The organism is Paenibacillus sp. WLX2291 (assembly GCF_046603665.1).
GTDB lineage: Bacteria > Bacillota > Bacilli > Paenibacillales > Paenibacillaceae > Saccharibacillus.
This window is the reverse complement of the sequence record NZ_CP176755.1, coordinates 3,337,582-3,359,204: the sequence shown is the minus strand read 5'-3', so window position 1 is coordinate 3,359,204 and position 21,623 is coordinate 3,337,582. Positions and strand designations below refer to the sequence as shown.

At 46.9% G+C, this 21,623-nt stretch carries 17 protein-coding genes and 1 other annotated feature; of the genes, 8 read left to right on the top strand and 9 right to left on the bottom strand.

Annotated features, from left to right (window positions below; all coding sequences use genetic code 11):
- The first annotated feature begins 152 nt into the window (after window positions 1–152).
- The 3 genes from ACDE64_RS14290 (at window position 153) to ACDE64_RS14280 (ending at window position 5,272) form a co-directional block, all read left to right on the top strand.
- Window positions 153–863 (top strand): YceI family protein, encoded by a 711-nt coding sequence (locus ACDE64_RS14290; protein ID WP_411342816.1) that lies wholly within the window; start codon window positions 153–155, stop codon window positions 861–863.
- Window positions 864–1,440: 577 nt separating this feature from the next.
- A complete protein-coding gene (locus tag ACDE64_RS14285) occupies window positions 1,441–3,654 on the top strand; it encodes a bifunctional alpha,alpha-trehalose-phosphate synthase (UDP-forming)/trehalose-phosphatase (RefSeq protein WP_411342815.1) in 2,214 nt (737 codons plus the stop codon).
- Window positions 3,655–3,973: 319 nt separating this feature from the next.
- Complete coding sequence (locus ACDE64_RS14280) at window positions 3,974–5,272, top strand: galactokinase (protein ID WP_411347264.1); 1,299 nt, start codon at window positions 3,974–3,976, stop codon at window positions 5,270–5,272.
- 464 nt (window positions 5,273–5,736) lie between these two features.
- Here the strand turns inward: ACDE64_RS14280 and ACDE64_RS14275 are convergent, their stop codons facing one another.
- The 3 genes from ACDE64_RS14275 to ACDE64_RS14265 all read right to left on the bottom strand — a co-directional run bounded on the left by ACDE64_RS14275 (window position 5,737) and on the right by ACDE64_RS14265 (window position 8,756).
- Window positions 5,737–6,891 (bottom strand): epoxide hydrolase family protein, encoded by a 1,155-nt coding sequence (locus ACDE64_RS14275; protein ID WP_411347263.1) that lies wholly within the window; start codon window positions 6,889–6,891, stop codon window positions 5,737–5,739.
- A 284-nt stretch (window positions 6,892–7,175) separates the two neighbouring features.
- A complete protein-coding gene (locus ACDE64_RS14270; protein ID WP_411350299.1) occupies window positions 7,176–7,742 on the bottom strand; it encodes an O-acetyl-ADP-ribose deacetylase in 567 nt (188 codons plus the stop codon).
- Window positions 7,743–7,781: 39 nt separating this feature from the next.
- On the bottom strand, window positions 7,782–8,756 hold the full coding sequence (locus ACDE64_RS14265; RefSeq protein ID WP_411350298.1) for an aldo/keto reductase family protein: 975 nt from the start codon (window positions 8,754–8,756) through the stop codon (window positions 7,782–7,784).
- Window positions 8,757–9,136: 380 nt separating this feature from the next.
- Here ACDE64_RS14265 and ACDE64_RS14260 point away from each other — a divergent pair, with 380 nt between their 5' ends.
- Window positions 9,137–9,883 carry an alpha/beta hydrolase gene (locus ACDE64_RS14260; RefSeq protein WP_411347262.1) on the top strand — a complete coding sequence of 249 codons (747 nt, stop codon included), beginning with the start codon at window positions 9,137–9,139 and terminating at the stop codon, window positions 9,881–9,883.
- A gap of 275 nt (window positions 9,884–10,158) precedes the next feature.
- Window positions 10,159–10,329, top strand: a complete 171-nt coding sequence (locus tag ACDE64_RS14255) for a hypothetical protein (protein ID WP_411342809.1) — start codon at window positions 10,159–10,161, stop codon at window positions 10,327–10,329.
- Between the two features lie 22 nt (window positions 10,330–10,351).
- On the opposite strand, the gene ACDE64_RS14250 is transcribed toward ACDE64_RS14255, so the two are convergent.
- From ACDE64_RS14250 to ACDE64_RS14230, 5 genes are all read right to left on the bottom strand, one after another.
- Complete coding sequence (locus ACDE64_RS14250) at window positions 10,352–10,858, bottom strand: DedA family protein (protein ID WP_411342808.1); 507 nt, start codon at window positions 10,856–10,858, stop codon at window positions 10,352–10,354.
- 6 nt (window positions 10,859–10,864) lie between these two features.
- Window positions 10,865–11,392 (bottom strand): CDP-diacylglycerol--serine O-phosphatidyltransferase, encoded by a 528-nt coding sequence (pssA, locus tag ACDE64_RS14245; protein WP_411342807.1) that lies wholly within the window; start codon window positions 11,390–11,392, stop codon window positions 10,865–10,867.
- An 84-nt stretch (window positions 11,393–11,476) separates the two neighbouring features.
- On the bottom strand, window positions 11,477–12,151 hold the full coding sequence (locus ACDE64_RS14240; RefSeq protein ID WP_411342806.1) for a response regulator transcription factor: 675 nt from the start codon (window positions 12,149–12,151) through the stop codon (window positions 11,477–11,479).
- 2 nt (window positions 12,152–12,153) lie between these two features.
- On the bottom strand, window positions 12,154–13,974 hold the full coding sequence (locus ACDE64_RS14235; RefSeq protein ID WP_411347261.1) for a sensor histidine kinase: 1,821 nt from the start codon (window positions 13,972–13,974) through the stop codon (window positions 12,154–12,156).
- A gap of 737 nt (window positions 13,975–14,711) precedes the next feature.
- Window positions 14,712–15,956 carry a LuxR C-terminal-related transcriptional regulator gene (locus ACDE64_RS14230; protein ID WP_411347260.1) on the bottom strand — a complete coding sequence of 415 codons (1,245 nt, stop codon included), beginning with the start codon at window positions 15,954–15,956 and terminating at the stop codon, window positions 14,712–14,714.
- A gap of 277 nt (window positions 15,957–16,233) precedes the next feature.
- Here ACDE64_RS14230 and ACDE64_RS14225 point away from each other — a divergent pair, with 277 nt between their 5' ends.
- The 3 genes from ACDE64_RS14225 (at window position 16,234) to ACDE64_RS14215 (ending at window position 19,698) form a co-directional block, all read left to right on the top strand.
- Window positions 16,234–17,274, top strand: a complete 1,041-nt coding sequence (locus ACDE64_RS14225) for a methyltransferase domain-containing protein (RefSeq protein WP_411347259.1) — start codon at window positions 16,234–16,236, stop codon at window positions 17,272–17,274.
- Window positions 17,271–18,518 carry a saccharopine dehydrogenase family protein gene (locus tag ACDE64_RS14220; protein ID WP_411347258.1) on the top strand — a complete coding sequence of 416 codons (1,248 nt, stop codon included), beginning with the start codon at window positions 17,271–17,273 and terminating at the stop codon, window positions 18,516–18,518. The genes ACDE64_RS14225 and ACDE64_RS14220 overlap by 4 nt, the downstream gene beginning before the upstream one ends.
- Before the next feature lie 115 nt (window positions 18,519–18,633).
- Window positions 18,634–19,698, top strand: coding sequence for a M42 family metallopeptidase (locus ACDE64_RS14215; RefSeq protein WP_411350297.1), 1,065 nt, complete (start codon window positions 18,634–18,636; stop codon window positions 19,696–19,698).
- A 364-nt stretch (window positions 19,699–20,062) separates the two neighbouring features.
- On the opposite strand, the gene ACDE64_RS14210 is transcribed toward ACDE64_RS14215, so the two are convergent.
- On the bottom strand, window positions 20,063–21,247 hold the full coding sequence (locus ACDE64_RS14210) for an aminotransferase class I/II-fold pyridoxal phosphate-dependent enzyme (RefSeq protein WP_411347257.1): 1,185 nt from the start codon (window positions 21,245–21,247) through the stop codon (window positions 20,063–20,065).
- Window positions 21,248–21,342: 95 nt separating this feature from the next.
- Window positions 21,343–21,579 (bottom strand) — a binding site (T-box leader).
- Window positions 21,580–21,623 lie beyond the last annotated feature (44 nt).

The following is a 21,623-nucleotide window of genomic DNA, read 5'->3' as shown; positions in this document are numbered from 1 at the left end:
AATATAAACCGTGGATTGATTGCATTATATAGCAGGAAAACCAAACAATCTACTATGTAAAAAAAATAAATAAATCATTCATTTGGACATGTTCTCGACATATTGACTTTGTATACTGTGCATATCAAAGAAATCAAAGGAGAGAATCACACATGAATAAAAAGACAAGGAACTGGTTAATCGCCATTGCAGTCATTGTTGTAATCGCAGGAGTAGGGGGCTATACGTTCCTGAAAAGTTACATGGGTAACAATGTAGCGATCGAAAGTGTCGTACCAACAGAAAGTACATCAGCAGAAGGATCAACATCTGCAACGACAGGAGAGAGCGTAACCGGCAGCGAGCTGAACGGGAACTGGGCGATCAATGAGTCGACGTCCAAAGTATACTTCTCTGTAACGACTTCGCAAGAGACAGTTAACTTTGTAGATAACAAAGTAAGTGGTGCATGGAACGTGAACGTGGATGATACATCTCAGATGACAGGTGAAGGTCAGATCGACATGAGCGCGATCGATTCTGGTAACTCTCAACGTGACGGTCACGTACAAGAAGCAGACTTCTTCGATGTGAGCCAATTCCCGAACGCAACGTTCAAAGCAACTTCATTTGAAAATGTACCGACTGAATGGGCATCTGGTGCTACCAATGAATTCAAAATGACCGGTACACTGACAGTAAAAGGTGTAGAAAAAGAAGCGACATTTGATATGAAAGGCGTATATCAAGACGGTCAACTGCTGCTGTCCGGTACAACGACTGTTACATTTGCCGACTTCGGTATGACGAACCCGCACTCTGTTGTAATGAGTACAGAGAACGACATCAATGTTCAACTGGAACTGGTACTGGATAAGCAGTAAGATTGCATGGAGTAAGTAGAAAAAGCTGCAATCGGTAGAAAGAACTGCAATCTAGCGCTTCACCCCGTGTATTATGAATTACCGTATGTATCGAATGAGTATATGTATATAGAAGTAAGCCGGATAACGAACGCTATCGTTATCCGGCTTGTTTTGATTATGATACTTGCTTGAGGCAGCGGAACCATACAGTCGATGGATGCAGGCGAGAAGGAAGGTATATGAGCAAGAATAACGTTCAAATCGTTCAATAATACACAATACAGATGTAGTTAATATGAAAATATTCATCATTGTTTTCTTACGGTTTATAGTCAAAATATCGATACAATCCTATTTTTAATATACATATGCCTGGTAGCTAATTTGGACGAAAAGCCTTGTCAAATCAACATTCATGTCTGTTACACAATAAGGTTACTACATAGTAAATGTGTCGAAATCCGAAAAAAAGGGTAATTCCGGTATGACCCATCAGCGCATCGGTTGTTTTAAAATCAAGCTGATTTGCAGGATCTTTCATTCACGTTCTCATACACATGCAAATTATACTTTGTTGATTAGGAGAGGGGATTCAATGAGCAAAATTATTTTCGTATCTAACCGTTTACCTGTAACTGTGAAAAAAAACGAGTCCGAACTTCAATACAGCAAAAGTATCGGTGGTCTCGCTACCGGTTTGAAAAGTTATCATGAGCAGGGCGACACCGTTTGGGCCGGCTGGCCGGGTATTGCGAGCGACAACCTGAATGAAGACGAACAGAAGGAGATCAACCAGGAGCTTCAGGATCAATATAACTGTTTGCCTATCTTCTTATCAGATGATGAGATTGAACAGTATTATGAAGGCTTTTGTAACGAAACGATCTGGCCGCTGTTCCACTATTTTACGAATATGACTGAATATAATGAAGAGACGTGGGAAGCGTACAAGCGCGTGAACCAGAAATTCTTCGATTCGATCGACGATATTATTGAGCCGAATGATACGATCTGGATTCACGATTATCAGCTGATGCTGTTGCCGCAGTTGATTCGTGAGAAGTACCCGGATACGCAGATCGGATTCTTCCTGCATATTCCGTTTCCTTCCTTTGAAATCTATCGCCTGCTGATCTGGCGTGAAGAGATTTTGCGCGGCTTACTTGGCGCCAATCTGATCGGCTTCCATACTTACGATTATGTGCGCCACTTCTTGAGCAGCGTACGCCGCCTGCTGGGCAAAGAACATAACCTGTACAAAATCAATTACGAAACGTATTCCGTGCAAGTCGAAGCATTCCCAATGGGAATCGATTACGATTTCTTCGCCAAATCGTCTGGTACAGACAATCTGTCCAACGAAGCACGCGATTTTATCGAAAGCACGAAAACGGTACAAAATATCATTTCCGTCGACCGTCTGGATTATACAAAAGGACTGCCTGAGCGCATCAAAGCGTTCCGTCAATTCCTGCAAAAATATCCAGAGTACCATGAAAAGGTACGTCTCAATCTGATCGTCGCTCCATCACGCGTTGGCGTAGAAGCGTACGACGAATTGAAAAATGAGATCGAAGGCCTGGTCAGCTCCGTCAATGGTGAATTCGGTACACTGAGCTGGATGCCAGTCTGGTTCTTCTTCCGTACATTCAGTCAGGAAGACCTGATTGCCTTTTACCGGAATAGCGATGTGTTGCTCGTTACGCCACTGCGCGACGGCATGAACCTCGTTGCCAAGGAATATATCGCCGCACGTAGCGATTACAAAGGTATGCTGGTAATGAGTGAAACAGCCGGTGCTGCAAGTGAGCTGGGCGAAGCGGTAATCGTAAACGCTAACGACTATGGCGCAATCGCAGCTGGTATCAAAACTGCACTGGATATGCCAGATCATGAGAAAATCGAGCGCAACAAAATGCTGCACCGCCGCATTTCGCGTTACAACGTGAAGTTCTGGGCAGACGAGTTCCTCGAAGCTCTCAAAAATACAGCAGAATCTCAAGTGGAAACGAAAGACGTTGTTGATATTCGTTCCGAGCCATCCGCTGTAGAAAAAGCATACAAGGAATCACAAAAACGTGTCCTGTTCCTCGATTATGACGGTACACTGGTTGGTTTCAAACCGACGCCAGATCAGGCAAAACCGGATGAAGAGCTGCGTACCATTCTGACCGAGTTGTGTGAAGATCCAAACAATACCGTCGTGATCATTACCGGTCGTGACCGCGATGTAATGCAGAACTGGCTAGGCGATCTCGATCTGTACATTATCGCTTCGCATGGTCTGTGGCTGCGCGAACCGGGCGGCGAGTGGAAGATGACGATGAGTGTGGACAACGATTGGAAAGAATCGGTGCGTCACGTACTCGAAATGTACACCGACCGCACACCGGGTTCTCTGATCGAAGAAAAAGAATACTCTCTTGCATGGCACTACAGACAAAGTGAGCCAGAAATGGCAGAGTTAAAACGCAATGAATTGCGTGAAGCGCTCATTTCTATTACTCAGTCGATGAGCCTTGGTATTCTCGAAGGCAACAAAGTGCTGGAGATCAAGGACACTCGTATGAACAAAGGTCATGGCGCGCATCAGATGCTGCAAGGCAAAGACTATGACTTTATCTTCGGCGTAGGTGACGATCATACGGATGAGGATCTGTTTACCGAAATGCCCAAAGATTCGTTCTCGATTAAAGTCGGTGCAGGTCATACTAGCGCCAACTATCGTCTGAAGTCATTCCGCAACATCCGTCAGCTGCTCAAACGATTTATCGAATTGAGTCGCAAAGAGACAAACGCAGGCAAATAAGCGGAGTATAGGTGCCGCTTGCTTAGTACAATAGTTTTATGAATGTACAGCTTGTTGATAGGAACAGGATGAGTTGTATCATTTCAATAGCATATCGTTGATCGTACAATTCAGCAGAAGCTGCCATTATGGCGCTTCTGCTTTTTTGTGATAGCAAGACCGTATATTAGCAAGACCGTAACATGATGGACAAACGGTTATAATCCTGCCGTAAATATTCGTATTTTATCCTTTCCGTATGAAGCAAGTCGCGCTATGATAGAAGATGTGAATGCAATTATTGAAGCGTATACATACACGCGGGCAGGGGGAAATGAAGATGAGTATTTTGACATCCAAAGCGGCAGATTATGTACAGCAACAGCCGGTACAGCATTTGCTGGTGAAGTTATATGGGGAAGAGGAGCTGTCGGAGCAGACGAAGCGCTATGAGCAGCTATTGGAGCAGTTCGGGCAGCATTTTGGAGAGCAGCAGGTTCAGCTGTTCAGCGCATCTGGACGAGTTGAGATTGGTGGTAATCATACTGACCACAATCACGGCAAAGTGCTGGCAGGCAGCATCCATTTGGATACGATTGCTGCGGCAGCGTCGACCGAGCAACAGGAGATCGTATTCGTATCGGAAGGATACGAAGGCGAGTTTCGAGTGAATCTGAATGATCTGAGTTCCACAGAAAATGAAAACGCTACAATCCTTCTCGTCAAAGGCATCGTGGATGGCTTTGTGCAACAAGGGTACAAAGTAGGCGGATTCCGTGCGTATATTACGACTAACGTGTTGTCGGCTTCAGGTCTAAGCTCGTCCGCTTCGTTTGAAATGCTGATCGGTGCGATTCTGAATACGCTATACAATGATGGCAAGCTGGATGCAGTCGCATTATCCAAGATTGGACGTTATGCCGAAAATCGGTACTGGAACAAGCCGTCCGGTCTGCTGGATCAGATGTCCTGTGCGTACGGTGGACTGGTAGCGATTGATTTTGCTGATCCGCAACAGCCGTTAATTGAAGCAGTGCCGTATGATTTTTATGAAAAAGGCTATTCACTGCTGATCGTGAGCACTGGCGGCAACCATGCCGATCTGACGGAAGATTATGCAAGTGTGCCAAACGAGATGTTTGCGGTAGCGAAGCAGTTAGGTGCGGAAGTATGTCGCGATATTACGCTGGAGCAAGTATATGCCAATCTGCCAGCGCTGCGTGAGCAAGCGGGTGATCGTGCAGTACTGCGCGCGATGCACTTCTTAGAAGAAAATGGACGTGTCGATCAGCAAGTGGAAGCGTTGCGCCGTGACGATGTAGCAGGCTTCCTGAAGCTGTTGACTTCATCCGGTAACTCGTCTTGGAAATGGCTGCAAAACTGCTATCGTGATTCAGATCATCATGATCAAAGCGTAGCGGTGGCACTGGCAATTACAGAAGTATTCCTGCAACGTATCGGCGACGGCGCATGTCGTCTGCATGGCGGTGGATTCGCCGGTGTTATTCTGGCGGCAGTGCCGAATGAACATGCAGCAGCATATGAGCAGACGATTAAGGATACGCTGGGTACTTCCATTTTCCGGGTACGTGTGCGTGATCATGGTGCGTTTTGTCTGAATGATCTGTTGGAAGGTTGAGTAGCTACAGTACTTTGCTATTGCGATATAGTCGATACTAGCTAGTGATATAGGTGTAGGATCATAGGGCAGGATTACATGTAGATGTGTGAGGTGCGTGTAGAAAACGGTTGTATGATCTAAGAACGTTTGTATGATCTAAGAACAGTTGCATGATATGAGTGTGTACAGTTCCTTTTCCTGTATCGTTAGCTGTATTATTATGTAATGTTATTATCGCCGCGCAGTATATTCTAAGTACGCATATGCAAAGCTGCATATAAAATAAAAAACCACATGTTGTTATGAGAGACAGTTATTCGCGATCCAACATATCCTGAACCTTTGCAGGTGAAAGATAATATTGATCACGACAACTGTTTCAAATACAGCATGTGGTTTTGCTTTTAGTGAAAGTGAAAGTGAAAGTGAAAGTGAAAGTGAAAGTTGGAACGAATAATATAGCTTGAGAGCGGCAGATATAGTTATATTTTCAACGTATCATACACAAAATTCCGCACCTGCTCTGCAAATACCTGTGGCTGTTCCAAGGCGGCGAAGTGTCCGCCATGCTCCAATTGTTCCCAACGAACGATAGGAAATGCACGTTCCGCCCAACTACGCGGTGGCGACAGCAATTCCTTGGGAAAAGCAGAAACGCCAGTCGGCACGGTCAATTTCTCGCCTGTAGTAAACGTTAGTGGAACCTTGGAGCCTTCTGCATAGATCCGCATGGAGGATGCAATGGTATTAGTAAACCAGTAGATGGAAATATTGGTCAGCAAGGTATCCAGTGATACAGCATCTTCCACATTACCATTATGATCCGTCCAGCTATAAAATTTCTCGCCCAACCATGCAGCTAGCCCAATCGGTGAATCGCTGAGTGCAAAAGCAATAGTCTCGGGCTTGGTGCGATGGAGTGCAGCGTAGGCACCTTCTCGCATCATGAATTGCTGTGCTTCTTCCAAATAGCGCTGCTCTGCCACTGTCAGCGGCGGATCATTATCTTCCAGTGGTGGCTGGTAGCTAGTCGGGATAAAGTTTAGATGCAATCCTTGCACCCGCTCTGGATACAGCAACGACATCCAAGTCGATACCATTGCGCCAATATCACCGCCCTGAACTACATAGCGCTCATAGCCAAGTTGCTCCATCAACTGCGCCCACAAGTGGGCAACTTTCTGCGCGTGCGTACCGGATTCGTTCGGCACACTAGAGAAGCCAAAGCCCGGTAACGACGGAATGATCACATCAAACGCCTGATCCGCTGTGCCACCATGCTGCGAAGGCTGAGTCAAATACGGAATCAAACCAACATGTTCAATAAACGAACCCGGCCATCCGTGTGTAACCAGCAGCGGAGTAGCATCATCTCGCTCACCCTTAATATGCAGAAAATGAATAGCAAAGCCGTCGATCTGGGCGATGTATTGCGGAAATTGATTTAGAAATTGTTCCTGTTTGCGCCAGTCATATTCCTGTTGCCAGTACGTGATGAGCTTGTGAATAAACGTCTGATCCGCCCCTAGCTTCCAAGGCTCGTCCGTTTGCGGACTTGGCAATTTTGCCTGTTCTAGTCGCTGCTTCAGATCGTCCAATTGCTGTTGAGGGATGGAAATTTGAAATGGTTGGATCATCGACTACACACTCCTTTGATGGAAATGAACAATATAAAGCGCTCATTGCTTATTACAAAATCCTTCTTTTATACAACTATACCCATAATTTAGATGGGTATATATTCTCGTGCAAAGTTTGATTCAGGTCTAAGAAGAACTGGTGTACATAGTTAGCAGTTAATATCGTCCATATATTTAAAAAGGAGATCACCCGATTACCGGATAATCTCCTTCTGTGTATTCACACTCACTATTATAATACTCATGAGTTTCATTCACTTTGTTCTTGCAAACATGTACATTTATTTCGACTCGTCAGGCTCGTCATTCAATGAATCCAATTGCTGCTCATACAACGCCAAATTGTCATGATCAAAGCAAACAAAACGGATATGAGTCACAGTACCATTGCCAGTTTCCGCGTATTGCTGAATGACTTTTACGGCGATTGCAGCGGCTTCGGGTTTGGGATAACCGTAGATGCCTGTGCTGATGTTGGGAAACGAGATGCTGTTCAGTTCATATTCATCCGCTAGTTGCAGAGAGTGCATGTAGCAGTTGCGCAGCAAATCTGGTTCTAGCTGATCGCCCCCGTTCCAAACCGGACCGACCGTATGAATCACATGCTGTGACGGCAAATCGCCTGCGGTGGTGATCACCGCTTCACCAGTCGGACAGCCACCCTGACGGTCGCGAATACGGTAACAATCTTCCAAAATCGCTGCACCACCTGCACGATGAATCGCGCCGTCCACACCGCCACCACCAAGCAGACTAGAGTTGGCGGCATTCACAATAGCGTCAACCGCTTCACGCGTAATATCGCCCTGTACCGCTTCAATCGTTACACCGTTTAAGACAAGCTTCATCATGTCATCTCCTTTCCGCGCCGCTCACTTGACTGTCAGTTAGCGCATCGGTGCGAAATCGCTGATCTTCTCCATGATGCTATCGATCTGTTCTAGCGTTTCCGTGTTCAATGTTATATTTACCGCTTCTACATTTTCATGAATCTGCTGCGGTTTGCTAGCGCCAATAATAGCAGAGCTGACGCCCGGTTGACGAAGAACCCATGCCAGTGCAAGTTGCGACAGTGTCATATCCATATTGGCAGCCAGATCGTTCAGTTCTGCCACGACGCCAAGCACATCGTCACGGAAATAACTGCGAATGACTTGATTGACCGAATCGTCCGCTGCACGCGTGCCAGAGGCAGGTGCTTGACCCGGCTTGTATTTACCAGTCAATACGCCTTGCGCCAGTGGAGAGAAGACGACTTGACCTAGACCATATTGCTGCGATACCGGCAACACTTCCTGCTCGATATAACGTTCGAACAGATTGTAGATTGGCTGATTCGCTGCTAATGGGCGCAGACGCAACCGCTCCCCGATCGCAGCAGCTTCGGTAATCTGAGCAGCTGACCATTCGCTGACAGCCGCATACAGAATTTTACCCTGTGCAGTCAGATCGTCGAGTGCGCGTAGCGTTTCTTCGGTCGGTGTCTCTTGATCAAAGCGGTGACAGAAATAAATATCGATATAGTCGGTGCCCAGTCGCTTCAGACTGGCTTCACATTGCTCGATAATATGTTTGCGTGACAGTCCGCGATCATTCGGTCCATCGCCCATCGGGAAAAAGACCTTCGTACTCAGCACATAGCTGGAACGCTCGTAACTTGCTAACGCGGCACCTATTGCTTTTTCGCCTTCACCTCGATTGTAAGCGTTTGCCGTATCGAAAAAATTAATTCCCGTTTCAAACGCAGTGCGGATACACAGATCGGCTGCGTGTTGTTCAGCGGCTGTACCGTAAGTCAACCAGCTGCCTAGCGAGATTTCACTAACTTTCAAACCCGTATTGCCCAGATTGCGGTATTTCATCAACACTCACACTCCTTGATATGTAGATAGATGAGGCGGCATCTGACATACAAGCCGCCTTAGCCATCATCCGCCAAAACATTCGTTTCGTCAATGGTCGTCCGAACTATTCCCGTTCTGGATTGGATATGCTTATATCCATTTTATGCTGTAATCAATGAGTCATCAAAATAAGCAATCCTATCCAGTTCGCAGGGAAAGGGATTCATCCGATATCATCCTAGTTCAGACCGCTGGGCGCAGTTGGATCAATTATGGTATTCTTGGTGATGGTGTTACTAGTTGCGCGAGGGTTCAATAAGCTTACTTTGACAGGCAATATAGATAGTCGATATGCTAAATGAATAGAGAAAAGTAAAACGGAAGTGGAGAGATTCGAGATGAAGATGGTTGCACCGGAGTCATTTACGTATACTGGCGATCAGAGAGCAGTTCTGCTGCTACACGGATATACCGGCACCACGATGCATGTACGCCGATTGGGTCGTTATTTGCATGAAAAAGGGTACACCTGTCATGCACCACTATTTGCCGGACATGGCGGCGCACCGGAACAATTGCTGCACACACGCCCTGCCGCATGGTGGCAAAGTGTGGTTGACGGCTACGATCTGCTTATCAGTCAGGGATATGAAGAAATTGCTGTTGCTGGCGTATCGCTAGGTGGGGTATTCACATTGCGCACGGGCACTTTGTTTCCAGTGAAGGCAGTTGTATCGATGAGCGCGCCGGTGCAGGAGAAGGATACCGCTGATATTTTGCACCGGGTATTGAGCTATGCGCGCTGGTACGAATCCCTGCAAACGAAGGATGAGAGCATGATTGCTGCGCGTCTTGAACAGCTGGCAACAGAGCCGCTGACTCATCTGGAGCAACTGCGTCAGTTGATCAGCTCGACAGCAGGACGACTGGCACGTATTAGCGCACCGGCACTCATTATGCAGGGCGAGCAGGATGACGAGTTGTATCAGCAAAGTGCGAAGGAGATTTATGAGAAGATCGGTTCGGCGCAAAAGGAGTTAAAATGGTATCCACGTTCCGGGCATATTTTGCCGATGGATGTAGAGCAGGAGCAGGTATTTGCTGATATTGCCGAATTTTTAGATGGGCTGGATTGGCAAGCATAGAAGAAGTAGTAATGACACTAGAGGCAGTAGAAGCAAAAGCGACAATAGATACAGTGGAAGCAATAAGGGCAGTAGGGGTAGCAAAGGGTGATATTGTCATAACAAGCTACTCCATACCTTGCGCAATATTGCGCAGATGCGCCAGTTCGGCAAGGCAAATAGATAGTAAGATATCCGCTGCGTTTTAAGCTTTCTTTCAGCCGATCTACATCTGTTGTTCATATTATGGGTCTATACTGGGATCACCACAGATCATGAGAACTGGAGTGATCCCCATGGACGCTTATTTTTTACAAGAATTGCATTTGATCAATCATAATGATGAATGGCGTTACAAACTGATGATGCAGGGAATCCGGCGAACACTCGCTCTACGCAAAGCGGAAGGATCATTCAAACGTCATTTACGCCGCAAAAAAAAATATACCGTCGGCAGCTGGCATTAATGCACGCTGTCCGGCGGTATATTTACATTCGCGGGGGATGATGAAGAAAATGGGCTCCAGCAAAGTAGCCGATGGAGACGAAGATGACTGTCCAGATCACGGCACCTGCCATACAGATCAATACATACTGACGAAAAGGCATGGCGCTAATACCGGAAATATAACCAGCGGCATGACGCACACCAGGGATAAAATAGGAGAATAACACCGTCCAGCGACCGTACCGCTGAAACCAGTGCCTTACACGATCATACCGTTTCGGTGTTAATCCGATCCATTTGCCATAGCGCAGCAGAATCGCCAGCCCAAGCTTACGACCGACCCAATAGCTGATCGTCATGCCACCGACCGAGCCGATAAAGCTGAAGATCAATACGAGTGGAAAATGAAGCACCTTGGTAGAAGCGAGATAGCCGACCAGAATCATCAGCATCTCGTCCGGTATAGGCAGTCCCACAATACCTAGCGCGAGCAGGGCGGAGATTGCGATATATCCGTATCTGCCAATATATTCAACAGCATATTCCAACGTGCATCACTTCCTGACCATGCGATTTTTGAAGGATGGAAACGGAACCCGGCTGATCATCAACAGAGATAGCACAATCATCAGAATGACGATAAATACGGGACGTAGCATATTGTCAGTCAGCGAAACGAGCGATAACAGCGTACCTGCCGCCGTAATTGGCATACCGGTAAAGCCATCATTGGAGCCGGAAATATTAAACCGTGCCAGACGTAGTGCACCGCAGATAATGAATAACACTGCTGCTACCGAAGCCGGTCCATGCGAGCCGTCTAGCTGGTCGAATAATACGAGAAACGCCGGAGCCGCCCCGAATGAGATGAGATCTGCTAACGAATCCAACTGCTTGCCAAATTCGCTTGGACAATTCAGCAGACGTGCAATCAAACCATCCAATACGTCAAAGATTGCAGCAGCGAGAATCATCAGCAGCGCGATCCTGTAATGTCCCTGAATCGTCAGCAACAGCGAGGTCGCACCAGCTGCCAGATTCAGCACTGTAAATAAAGAGGGGATAAAGTTCCATTTGATCATAAAATATGTCCTTTCCCGACGTTGACGTCGCAGATCCATGATGTGAATGTTGTCTCTATACTAGTTATACGCGACAAGTGCTCATTACAGTTCAAATTGATAGCCGACACCGATCATCGTACGAATATGACCGGATTGTGTGCCTAATTTGGCACGCAGCTTTTTAATATGAGAATCGACAACACGAGATTCACCTTCAAACTCTGCGCCCCACACTCGATCCAGAATCATATCGCGCGAGATGACGCGATGTTTGTTACGGATTAGCAATAATAGTAACTCATATTCCTTGGGAGTTAATTCAATCGGCAGACCATCCAGCTCCAGCCGCCGTGTCAACGTATTGAGCGCCGCTTTGCCGAAAGTTAGACGGTAGCCTTGAGGCTCATAATTATCCATTACCCGTTTCATGAGAGAATTAGCCCGTGCCAGCAGTACTTTTGGACTGAAAGGCTTGGTAACGTAGTCATCTGCACCCAGCTCAAAGCCCTGAACTTTGTCGTGATCCCCAGAGCGCGCCGTCAGCAAAATGATCGGCACACCGGAGCATGCACGAATATGACGGCATACTTCGAAGCCATCCATATGCGGCATCATAATATCCAGAATGATCAGATCAGGGTGAACCGTATCAAATAAATCCAGCGCTTCCTCGCCATGTTCTGCCTCGACAATATTCCAGCCATCCCCGGCAAAATAATCAGCAATGACTTCACGGATACGCAATTCATCCTCTACCAGCAATACAGTTCCTGCCATCGTCATACTCCTTCTATCGTTTCGGTTGCTTGCGCAGATCGGTCGTCAAACATAATCGAAAAGCGTACACCATCTTCCAGATTGCTTACCGTGTACCGACAGCTATGCAGATCAAGAATCTGGCTTGCAATCGGCAATCCAAGTCCGGTACCGCCCTTGTTGCGGCTGCGTGGTACATTCTCTCCACGATAAAATCGTTCCCAGATTTGGTGCAACTGCTCATCGCTCAGGCGTAAGCCTTTGTTATCAACATGCAAGATGGTGGAATGCAGGTTACTCTCGATTTCAATCCGAATCAAGCTTTGCTCCTCTGCGTGGCGAATTGCATTAACGATCAGATTGCGCAGAACCTGCTCAATCCATTCGGGATCGGCATATACCGGACGCTCATTAATAGGGGTGATCATCATATTCAGTCCGCGTTCTTGTAACGAATAGATCAGTTTGTCAGCGACCTTTTCAGACAGTTCACTCAGCATAAAAGAGCGGTAATGCAGTTGAATCGTTCCCGATTCAAGTCGTGCTAGATCCAGCATATCCTTGATCAGCATCTCCATCTTGTCAGCTTCTTCGACGATGACATTGACGTAATGCCCGGTTTTGCTCACATTTACGCCATCCTGCAATCCTTCGGCAAAGCTCTTGATAATGCTGAGCGGTGTCTTCAATTCATGCGAAGCGTTGGCGAAAAAGGCTTGTTGGATCTGCTCCAATTGCTGTTTACGCTCCATATCCTGCTGCAATTGCTGATTGGCGCCCTGCAATTCTTGCAATGCCTGATCCAGATTGTGAGACATCGTGTGCATGCTGCGTGCCAGCCCGCCCAGCTCATCCTGTTGACGCAGTGGAGGCGCAACATTGCGGAAATCCAGCTTGACCATCCGTTTTGCCATTTCATTCAGTGCAATTAACGGACGCGTCACCATCCGTGAGAAGAATAGTGACAGAATTAGTAGCAGAACAAAGCCGCCAATACCGAGATACAGATAAAACCAGCGCAATGCTTCATTCGTATCGCTAATCTCCTGAATGGAGGTGAGCACAAACATGATTTGCAGCTTGCCGTTCTTTTCCAACGGGTGCATCGTAATCAGATTGTTGGCACCACTCCATGAATCGCTCCAACCGTATTGCAGCTCCTGCATGTGTCGCAAGGTATCCTTTTGCGCGGTGGATAACGGGAATTCCTCATAGATGGCTTGCATTAACAACCCTTGACTTAAACGCCAGCTAGTCATATCCGGCACCACCAGATCTTCCACGATGCCAGTCCGCTGAATCAGCGTGTTATCCTGATTATCTCCGATGGTCGGGATGCCGGTTTTGCGGATTTGCTCCGGTGTGAGCAGTGTATAGGGCTGATTACCTGATGGCTGCTGTATGGTGCCATAAATGGTCAGTTGATCGCCAGTTTTGATGCCTGCTCGTCGTAATTCGCCGCCATATGCGCTAATCATGAGCGATAACGGTACGAACAGTTCTTTGCCATCCTTTTGTTTTAATACCAGATGGTATGTTTCGTTAATGCTTAACTGGTACGTATCATTCAGCATAAAGCTGCCATTTAGATCGACGATCGCCAGCTGACTTTTGTTACGTTCCATGAATCGAATCGCATTGCGCGCCAGCAGATGACTGTCCTGTGATTCGGTCACATAGCTGTCAGCGAGCTGCTGGACATTACGCTCGACCTGCTTCATTTTATACGTTTCGTAAAATTGATTGAAAAAGAGCAATTGGGATAGCATCACCATGCCGTAAAAGCAGGCAAATACAATCACCGTAATAATAAACAGCTTAAATGTAATCCCGCGATTTCTCATCTGGTCTCCTTTTATACAATCGACCGGAAATGTGTTCACAACCTCTGCATCATACCATAGCAATAGGGCAGACAGGTGTCAGGTTTTTCACTTCTACTATTTGAAGAAACGTCCGATGTACACTGAAACAAAATTTTGTATTACGTGAAAAAGTGTCTAATGGAACGTGAAAAAAGATTCTCATACTGCTTGAACGAAAGTCGCATACTATGTGAAAAAGAATCTTGTACTATGCGTACAACAGTCTGGCAAAAGAGCAATGAAGTATTCTTTTCCAGTGATTCTAGTATAACGAAACGGTTTGTCCTTCATGTGTCCATAGCGAAATATGGTACAGGGTGGTACTGCGATTGAAGGGAATGATGAATATGAACAGAGGCATTCTGATGAAAAGCTGTAATTAGGGTAAGCAAATGTTTATAAAATAGAACGATATGTAAGGGATTGTAGAGGATCGAAAAATCATTACCTATACAAAACACTCCCGCATACTGCGATTTGAATCCGCATTGTATCGGGAGTGTGCTTAAGTAATGAGTATGAGTATGAGTATGAGTGTGAATACAAATACAAATACAAATACAAATACAAATATAAATGTAAGTGTGAGCTGAAAAAATGAGCAATATCCAAAAAGAACCTATAAAAGCAATCGTAAAGTGAACGAAGCAAGCGCGTTGAGTCTACCTAGAGGGAGTTTACTTTTTAAATAGTATCTCTAGTTAATGTACCTCTAGTTATATAGAAGAACTGCGTAGCAATGCCAATAGTTCGCGACGGCTGGACGTGTTGGTTTTGGCGAAGATGGATTTCAAATGATCCTGCACTGTAAACGACGAAATGTACAATTGATCGGCAATCTGGCGAGTAGAGCGCCCCTTGATGACATGAGCAATCAGCTCTTGCTCACGCGTTGTCAGGCTGAACATATCACAGCGCAGCTGGAAGAGTTGCTCTGGCGACGCTTGTGTCATTTCGATGAATAGCTGCTGATCATTGTCCATCGTATACAGCAATTGTACACTGATTGCGATATAGCGCCCATTCGCCGGAATGCAGCTTTGTACCCTTTCCTGAAAAGGCTCGGCTTCCGCTGATTGATGAAGCAGCTGCAATGCCGCCGTATGAAGCGGGCGGGGCAGATGCGAAGTCTCTTCATTTTCATGCTGACATAATTGTTCCAGCCATGACGAAGCTGCGCGATTGGAGGACAGGATGGTCAGATCAGAAGATAGCAGCAGAATGCCTTGATCCGCAACGATTGGGGAGGAATTTGCAACTGTTGTGGTAGAGGACTCGCTACTATGGAGCTGCTCAGAATTGGAGATATTGCTATAGGAAATATCAGTATGAGCAAGCGTAGTATGCGATATGTCGTGCTGCTGATCGTTGTGCTCAGCAGTCTGTAACGTATGCAAATGAAACCAGCGCAGCCGTTCTGCGATCAATGGAGCGAGCTGGATGATCCATTGCTTTTCGCTTGGGCTGAAAAGCGGATGTTGCTGTTGACGATACAGTGTGAGAAAGCCCCAACATTTGCCTTTGTACATCAATGCCGCACGCAATTCATCGGCAAAACCAGCAGGCTGCAACAACTCACAATAACGCGGATGAACAAGCAAAATCGAAGAATCATGCTGGCTCAATACCGATACAGGTGGCTGAGCATGAACGAGCTGTACATATGCATCGTGTGCATGTGCGTGCTGATATTCATAATGCAGTAGCCCGGTATGAATGCTTTCTAACTGCTGCTCGACGACCGCGCCAGCAGATAAGAGACTGTCGGGATCGACCATTGTACAGCAAGCACCGCCAAAAGGCATGTAGATGTTCAGCCAGTCCAGCAACTGCTGCCGATACACGATGGAGGATGTCATTTCCTTGTCCAATGCAGCGGGCAAATGATGCGGTACATCTGGCAGTGTATGGGGTGGTGTATCGACAGTAGGTCGAGAGTGTGGAGAAGGGGGGAATTGCATACAAAACCTCATTTCTCCGGCGCTAGATGATCCGGTAGCTTGATTAAAATAGTGAAGCAGATAGGTTGATCATATAGTCGATATACATAAATCCCAGCTTTGTGGGATGGGCGAATGGCAGTGCTCGTTTCATAATGAATAGCAAGAGCTATTGTTCGTATAGATTAGCGCAAGCAGTGTACTGAGAATCGTTTGTAATGAAGAAAAGTATAGCAAAGCGCTCATGGTTCCACAATCGATAGCATATTCGAATGGCTCAACGAAAGGAGCGTTACCCATGCAGCAACAACATAATCAACCATCCATGAGCTGGCAAAGCGAAGTGGCAGGGAAATATCATCAAACAATCGCCAACAAAATTCCAGCATACCCAGTGCTATATGAATTAAGCGGCAGAATACTAGAAGCAGGCATGAACAAGCGAGAGCAATCTACACGGATTCCGTCTACTCATCAAGGTAGTCTCAATAGTCCCAACTCTAACATTGACCAGAAACAATCAAGACACATTGCTGTTATCGGTGCAGGCGGCGGACAGGAATTGGTAACATGGGCAACCCGACACGAGCATTGGCAATGTACTGGGGTGGACACCTCTACACGCATGCTGGCAACGGCGCAGCAGCGTGTCCATGAGATAGGAGTCGCTCACCGTTGCCATTTATATCAAGGAAGCGTGGAACACCTGCCATCTGCCGCTGCTTCAGCAACTGATGTCATGTCGCAAAAGAAACAACATACTGGCAGTTCCACCGAAACCTCTTGCTATTCTGAGGCTTCGTTGGATTCTGAAGATTCATTGGATTCTGAAAGTTTTTTATATTCCGAAACTCCTTTATATTCCGAAACTTCGTTACATTCGGAAATCTCTCGTTACTCTGAAGATTCCTCTCAACGCTCCAATGCTGATTGGAACACGTTCGCTGATCCATCTTTGTACGATGCGGCTTCCTGTATTCTTGTCCTGCATTTTCTGCCTGATTCATCACAGCAGCAGGATATGCTGAACAAGCTAGTTGCGAGCGTCAAACCGGGCGCTCCGATTGTGGTTGCTTGTTTATCCGGTATGCCGGAGGAAGGGGAAACGAACTGGGTGATGCAAGCATGGCATGAACATATGCGGGATCATCACATTTCTGATGAAGATTGGTATACATTTGTGGATTCGATTGGTGTAACGTCCTACCCGCCAGAAGTCCAGCAGATGGAGCAGATGCTCAGCTCTGCCGGGCTGGTGGACGTAAGAAGTTATTTTCAAACGTTATTTACACAGGCGTGGTGTGGTCGCCGTGCATGGGAAGGGGAACAGACAATATGATGGTGCGTAATCAGATTATTGTTGTAGGCGGATATGGCACGGTCGGGCAACAGATTTCGCGGCGGTTGGTGCAATATATTGCCGAGGACACTTCCGGTCTGCTGCCATCATATGACGTGATTGCCGCCGGGCGTAATGCGGCGGCAGCAGAGGCATTCAGTCAAAGTACCAATGGACAGATTCAACCGCTGCAATGGGATATTCAATCATCGCCAGACACATGGCCCGATCTGTCTGCTGCTCGTTTACTGATTATGTGTCTCGATCTGACCGATACTACGCTAGTGGAATACTGCCTGAATCATGGGATTCATTATATGGATATTACGGCTAACGGAGAGTATTTACAGCAGATTCAACAATTGAAGATCGCTACGCAAATACCGCTCTCCCAAGCAGTAGGCGCTCATACAAGCTTATATGCTACAACTCCCAGCACACACACTGTAAATAGCATAATCGCAACCGCAACCGCAACTAATATTGGTACATCGTCTGCTTCACCTATGTCTATTGCGCTGATTAGTATCGGTCTGGCACCGGGGCTAACCAATCTGCTGGGAGCGGCAGTGCATCAGGAGATGGATCACACAGATCAGTTGGATATTTCTATCATGCTTGGTCTAGGTGAACGGCATGGTGAAGCGGCGATTCGCTGGACGGTGGAACAGCTAGGCTCGTCTTTTACTATAATGTCGGACGGACAACCGATGACCGTTTCCAGTTTGACCGATGGGCGCGTCGTCGCTATGCCGTATGAGCAGTCCAGCGGTCGTCAGTATGTGTATCGGTTTCCCTTTTCCGATCAGCAGACATTGGCACAAACATTACATGTTCCTACCGTATCTACACGGCTAGGCTTTGACTCTGTTCTACTGACTCGCCTGCTTGCCGGAGTACAGAAGTTGGGTGTATTTCGATTGCTGCGTTTTGCTCCGGTGCAACAAGCGATGATTTCACTATTTGGCAGTATCCATGCTGGCAGTGACCGGTATGCGATTCGTATCGATGCCAAAGGGAGCAAAGATGGTAAGCCAGTACAACGGTATTGTGTACTTCATGGACATAATCAGTCCCATGCTACAGCTGAGGTTACTGCCCTGGCGGCGATGATGCTGTTAGAGTTGCAGGATCATCTACCGGGTGGAGTGCAGCATATTGAGCAAGTGCTGGAATGGAAAACCTTTGCGGCGAGATTGCAGCGACATTTGCCATTTGAGATGATGGGACTGGATCATTACTGAAAATGTTGACCCTGTACAATTGCCAATGCTGTTCATCTGGCATACAATCGTTCTAATGGCTAATTAACCTATGGTCAGTATTTTCAGGCAAAGGGGAGACACGGCATTGGATGAAATGACAGCAATGATGAAGCAATTGACCGAAGCGGATGGCGTATCCGGGTTTGAGCGCAGTGTACGCGACGAGATGATACATTATCTAGAGCCACTGTCCGACGAGATTCTAAAAGATCGTCTCGGTAGCGTAATCGCCAAAAAGAATGGTGATGCCAGCGGCCCGAAAGTATTGATCGCCGGTCACCTTGATGAGATCGGATTTCTGGTGACAAGTATTACCCCTAAAGGATTTTTGCGTTTTCAACAGCTCGGTGGCTGGTGGCCACATACAGTGATGGCGCAACGTGTCAAAGTAAAAACACGCAAAGGCGACTACATCGGTATCGTTGGCTCCAAGCCGCCGCACGGTATGGAAGCGGCAGAGCGTGACAAGGTCGTACCGTTAAAACAGATGTATATCGACATCGGTGCTCGTGATGCAGAGGACGCAAAGCAAATGGGCGTTCGTCCGGGCGATTGGGTCGTACCTGTATCCGAATTCACCACGATGCGCGATGGTGAGCTGTGGGTCGGCAAAGCATTGGATAACCGCGCGGGTTGTGCACTGGCAGTGGAAGTGCTGAAGCGATTGCAAGAGCAGCAGCATCCGAATGTGCTGTACGCAGGTGCAACCGTGCAGGAAGAAGTTGGTCTGCGTGGGGCGACAACAGTTGCCAATCTGGTAGAGCCAGACATTGCTTTTGCACTGGACGTAGGTATTGCTAACGATATGCCGGGACTGGAAAGCGAGCACGTCATTTCCAAAGTAGGCGAAGGGCCGCTACTCCTGCTACTCGATGCAACGATGATTCCGCATAATGGCTTGCGTGATCTCGTGATGGATACCGCTGAGGAGATTGGGATGGCGGTACAGGTTGCAACCGTACCGGGTGGCGGTACGGATGGTGGCAAATTCCACGTCAGCGGCAAAGGTTGTCCGACGCTATCGATGGGCTTTGCGACGCGATATATTCATACACATAACGCGATTATGGCGAAAAAGGATTTTGACGATGCAGCGACTTTGCTAACTCGTGTGATCCAAAAGCTGGGTCGTGCTACGGTGGATGAGTTATTTGGTTAATCTCATATGTTAATACCATATATTGAATTGGAAATGAACCCAATGTTCATTTAGTCAATATACGAAAAACAGCCTACAGATCGTTCATTGTAGGCTGTTTTCTCGTTATCACAATTCGCCCAGGCTTCATAATGTGATATGAGTTGAATTGTTTCGTACTGTTTCGTACTGTACCTATATAAGTAGGTTTGAGCCGGGTACAGAGCAGCTTAACTATAATGAAACTGCTCTATATTCAAGCTGCTAACAATCGCAAATCATTACGAAGTATGATGCTACAGTAATTACGAAGTATGATGCTACAGTCATTACTAAGTATAATAGTACCGTTATTAATAAGCATGGTACAGTCATCAAACACGACTTACAGTTGACCCACAAACTGCCCGATCTTCTCCAATGCCTGCTCCAGCTTCTCGGTTGATGTTGCATACGAGCAGCGAACAAACCCTTCACCACTGACGCCAAATGCGGTTCCCGGCACAACCAGCACATTCATTTCCTTGAGCAATCGTTCTGCGAATTGCTCTGATGTTAATCCGGTATGAGCGATAGAAGGGAATGCGTAAAAGGCACCGCGCGGCTCATGGCATTGCAATCCTGCTTGCCGCAATCCCTGTACAAACATCTGACGACGCTGATTGTATGAATCCATCATCATATCTTTTGCTTCCAGTCCAGCGGGTTTTAGTGCTTCGATAGCAGCAATCTGTCCTAGAATTGGAGCGCACATAATCGTATACTGATGAATTTTTAGCATTGGTTTCACCACTTCGGATGGACCGCATACATAACCGATACGCCAACCAGTCATCGCAAATGCTTTGGAGAATCCGCTAATTAGCAGCGTTCGTTCTTTCATACCCGGCATAGCGGCAAAGCTGATATGCTGACTGCCATAGGTCAATTCTGCATAGATTTCATCTGACAGCACGAACAGATTGTATTTTTCCACCAGACGTGCAATTGGCAGCCAATCGTCATAGCTCATCACAGCGCCGGTTGGATTGCTCGGGTAGCTCAGAATCAGCAGCTTGGAACGAGGAGTAATGCAAGCTTCCAGTTCTTCGGCGGTCAGCTTGAAGTCGTTGCTTGCGCTCGTCTGCACTTCCACGGTGGTTCCGCTGCACAATCCGGTAATCGGAGAATAAGAGACATAGCACGGCGATGGCACCAGAATCTCGTCGCCAGTCTGAATCAGTACACGAAGTGCCAGATCCAGCGCCTCACTGCTGCCGATTGTCACCATGATCTCATCTGCGGGATCATAGCTGACCTTGTGCGTATCTTGTAAATATCCAGCAATCCGTTGACGCAGTTCTAGCAGCCCGGCATTCGGTGTATATTCCGTCCGACCCTGTTCCAGTGCAGCCATACAAGCTTCGCGAATAACACGCGGCGTTTTGAAGTCAGGCTCACCGATTCCGAGTGAAATAATATCGTCACGTCCAGAAATGTAATCAAAAAACTTGCGAATTCCTGATTGCGGCATCTCCTGTACTAGCGGCGTGATCAGGCTGCTGCCGGGGCTTGTTGTTATTGTGCTCATCCTAAGTTCCTCCTCGATTGTGTGTATCTGTCTATTGGTAAATCCATTGTTATATCGATGATCTGAAAACAGAAAACAAAAAAAGCCCGCCCCTGAAAAGGGACGAGCTTTGCCCGTGTTACCACCCTGGTTCCGCTTCATGACAAAGCGGCACTCTGCAACGTATCCATCAATACGTGTTCCCGTTAACGCTGGAAATGCGGCAGCACCTACTGTAAGTTCAGCCTGCTTCTCGGGGATGGCTTCGGTTATATTCTGAACGTTGGCTTACACCTGACCCAACTCTCTGGTGAACAGAATCATAACGTACTCTTTCCCGTCATAGAATGTATTTATCGTAGCCGTCCAAGCGGCTGTCTTTGCTTGATGATTACAC

Excerpts from the sequence above, each read along its gene's own strand:
- ACDE64_RS14215 (WP_411350297.1), top strand. The coding sequence starts at position 18,634 with ATGACAGCAATGATGAAGCAATTGACCGAAGCGGATGGCGTATCCGGG.
- ACDE64_RS14280 (WP_411347264.1), top strand. The coding sequence starts at position 3,974 with ATGAGTATTTTGACATCCAAAGCGGCAGATTATGTACAGCAACAGCCG.
- ACDE64_RS14285 (WP_411342815.1), top strand. The coding sequence starts at position 1,441 with ATGAGCAAAATTATTTTCGTATCTAACCGTTTACCTGTAACTGTGAAA.
- ACDE64_RS14235 (WP_411347261.1), bottom strand. The coding sequence starts at position 13,974 with ATGAGAAATCGCGGGATTACATTTAAGCTGTTTATTATTACGGTGATT.
- ACDE64_RS14255 (WP_411342809.1), top strand. The coding sequence starts at position 10,159 with ATGGACGCTTATTTTTTACAAGAATTGCATTTGATCAATCATAATGAT.
- ACDE64_RS14210 (WP_411347257.1), bottom strand. The coding sequence starts at position 21,247 with ATGAGCACAATAACAACAAGCCCCGGCAGCAGCCTGATCACGCCGCTA.
- ACDE64_RS14220 (WP_411347258.1), top strand. The coding sequence starts at position 17,271 with ATGATGGTGCGTAATCAGATTATTGTTGTAGGCGGATATGGCACGGTC.
- ACDE64_RS14225 (WP_411347259.1), top strand. The coding sequence starts at position 16,234 with ATGCAGCAACAACATAATCAACCATCCATGAGCTGGCAAAGCGAAGTG.
- ACDE64_RS14265 (WP_411350298.1), bottom strand. The coding sequence starts at position 8,756 with ATGAAATACCGCAATCTGGGCAATACGGGTTTGAAAGTTAGTGAAATC.
- ACDE64_RS14275 (WP_411347263.1), bottom strand. The coding sequence starts at position 6,891 with ATGATCCAACCATTTCAAATTTCCATCCCTCAACAGCAATTGGACGAT.
- ACDE64_RS14230 (WP_411347260.1), bottom strand. The coding sequence starts at position 15,956 with ATGCAATTCCCCCCTTCTCCACACTCTCGACCTACTGTCGATACACCA.
- ACDE64_RS14290 (WP_411342816.1), top strand. The coding sequence starts at position 153 with ATGAATAAAAAGACAAGGAACTGGTTAATCGCCATTGCAGTCATTGTT.
- ACDE64_RS14270 (WP_411350299.1), bottom strand. The coding sequence starts at position 7,742 with ATGAAGCTTGTCTTAAACGGTGTAACGATTGAAGCGGTACAGGGCGAT.
- ACDE64_RS14240 (WP_411342806.1), bottom strand. The coding sequence starts at position 12,151 with ATGGCAGGAACTGTATTGCTGGTAGAGGATGAATTGCGTATCCGTGAA.
- ACDE64_RS14260 (WP_411347262.1), top strand. The coding sequence starts at position 9,137 with ATGAAGATGGTTGCACCGGAGTCATTTACGTATACTGGCGATCAGAGA.
- pssA (WP_411342807.1), bottom strand. The coding sequence starts at position 11,392 with ATGATCAAATGGAACTTTATCCCCTCTTTATTTACAGTGCTGAATCTG.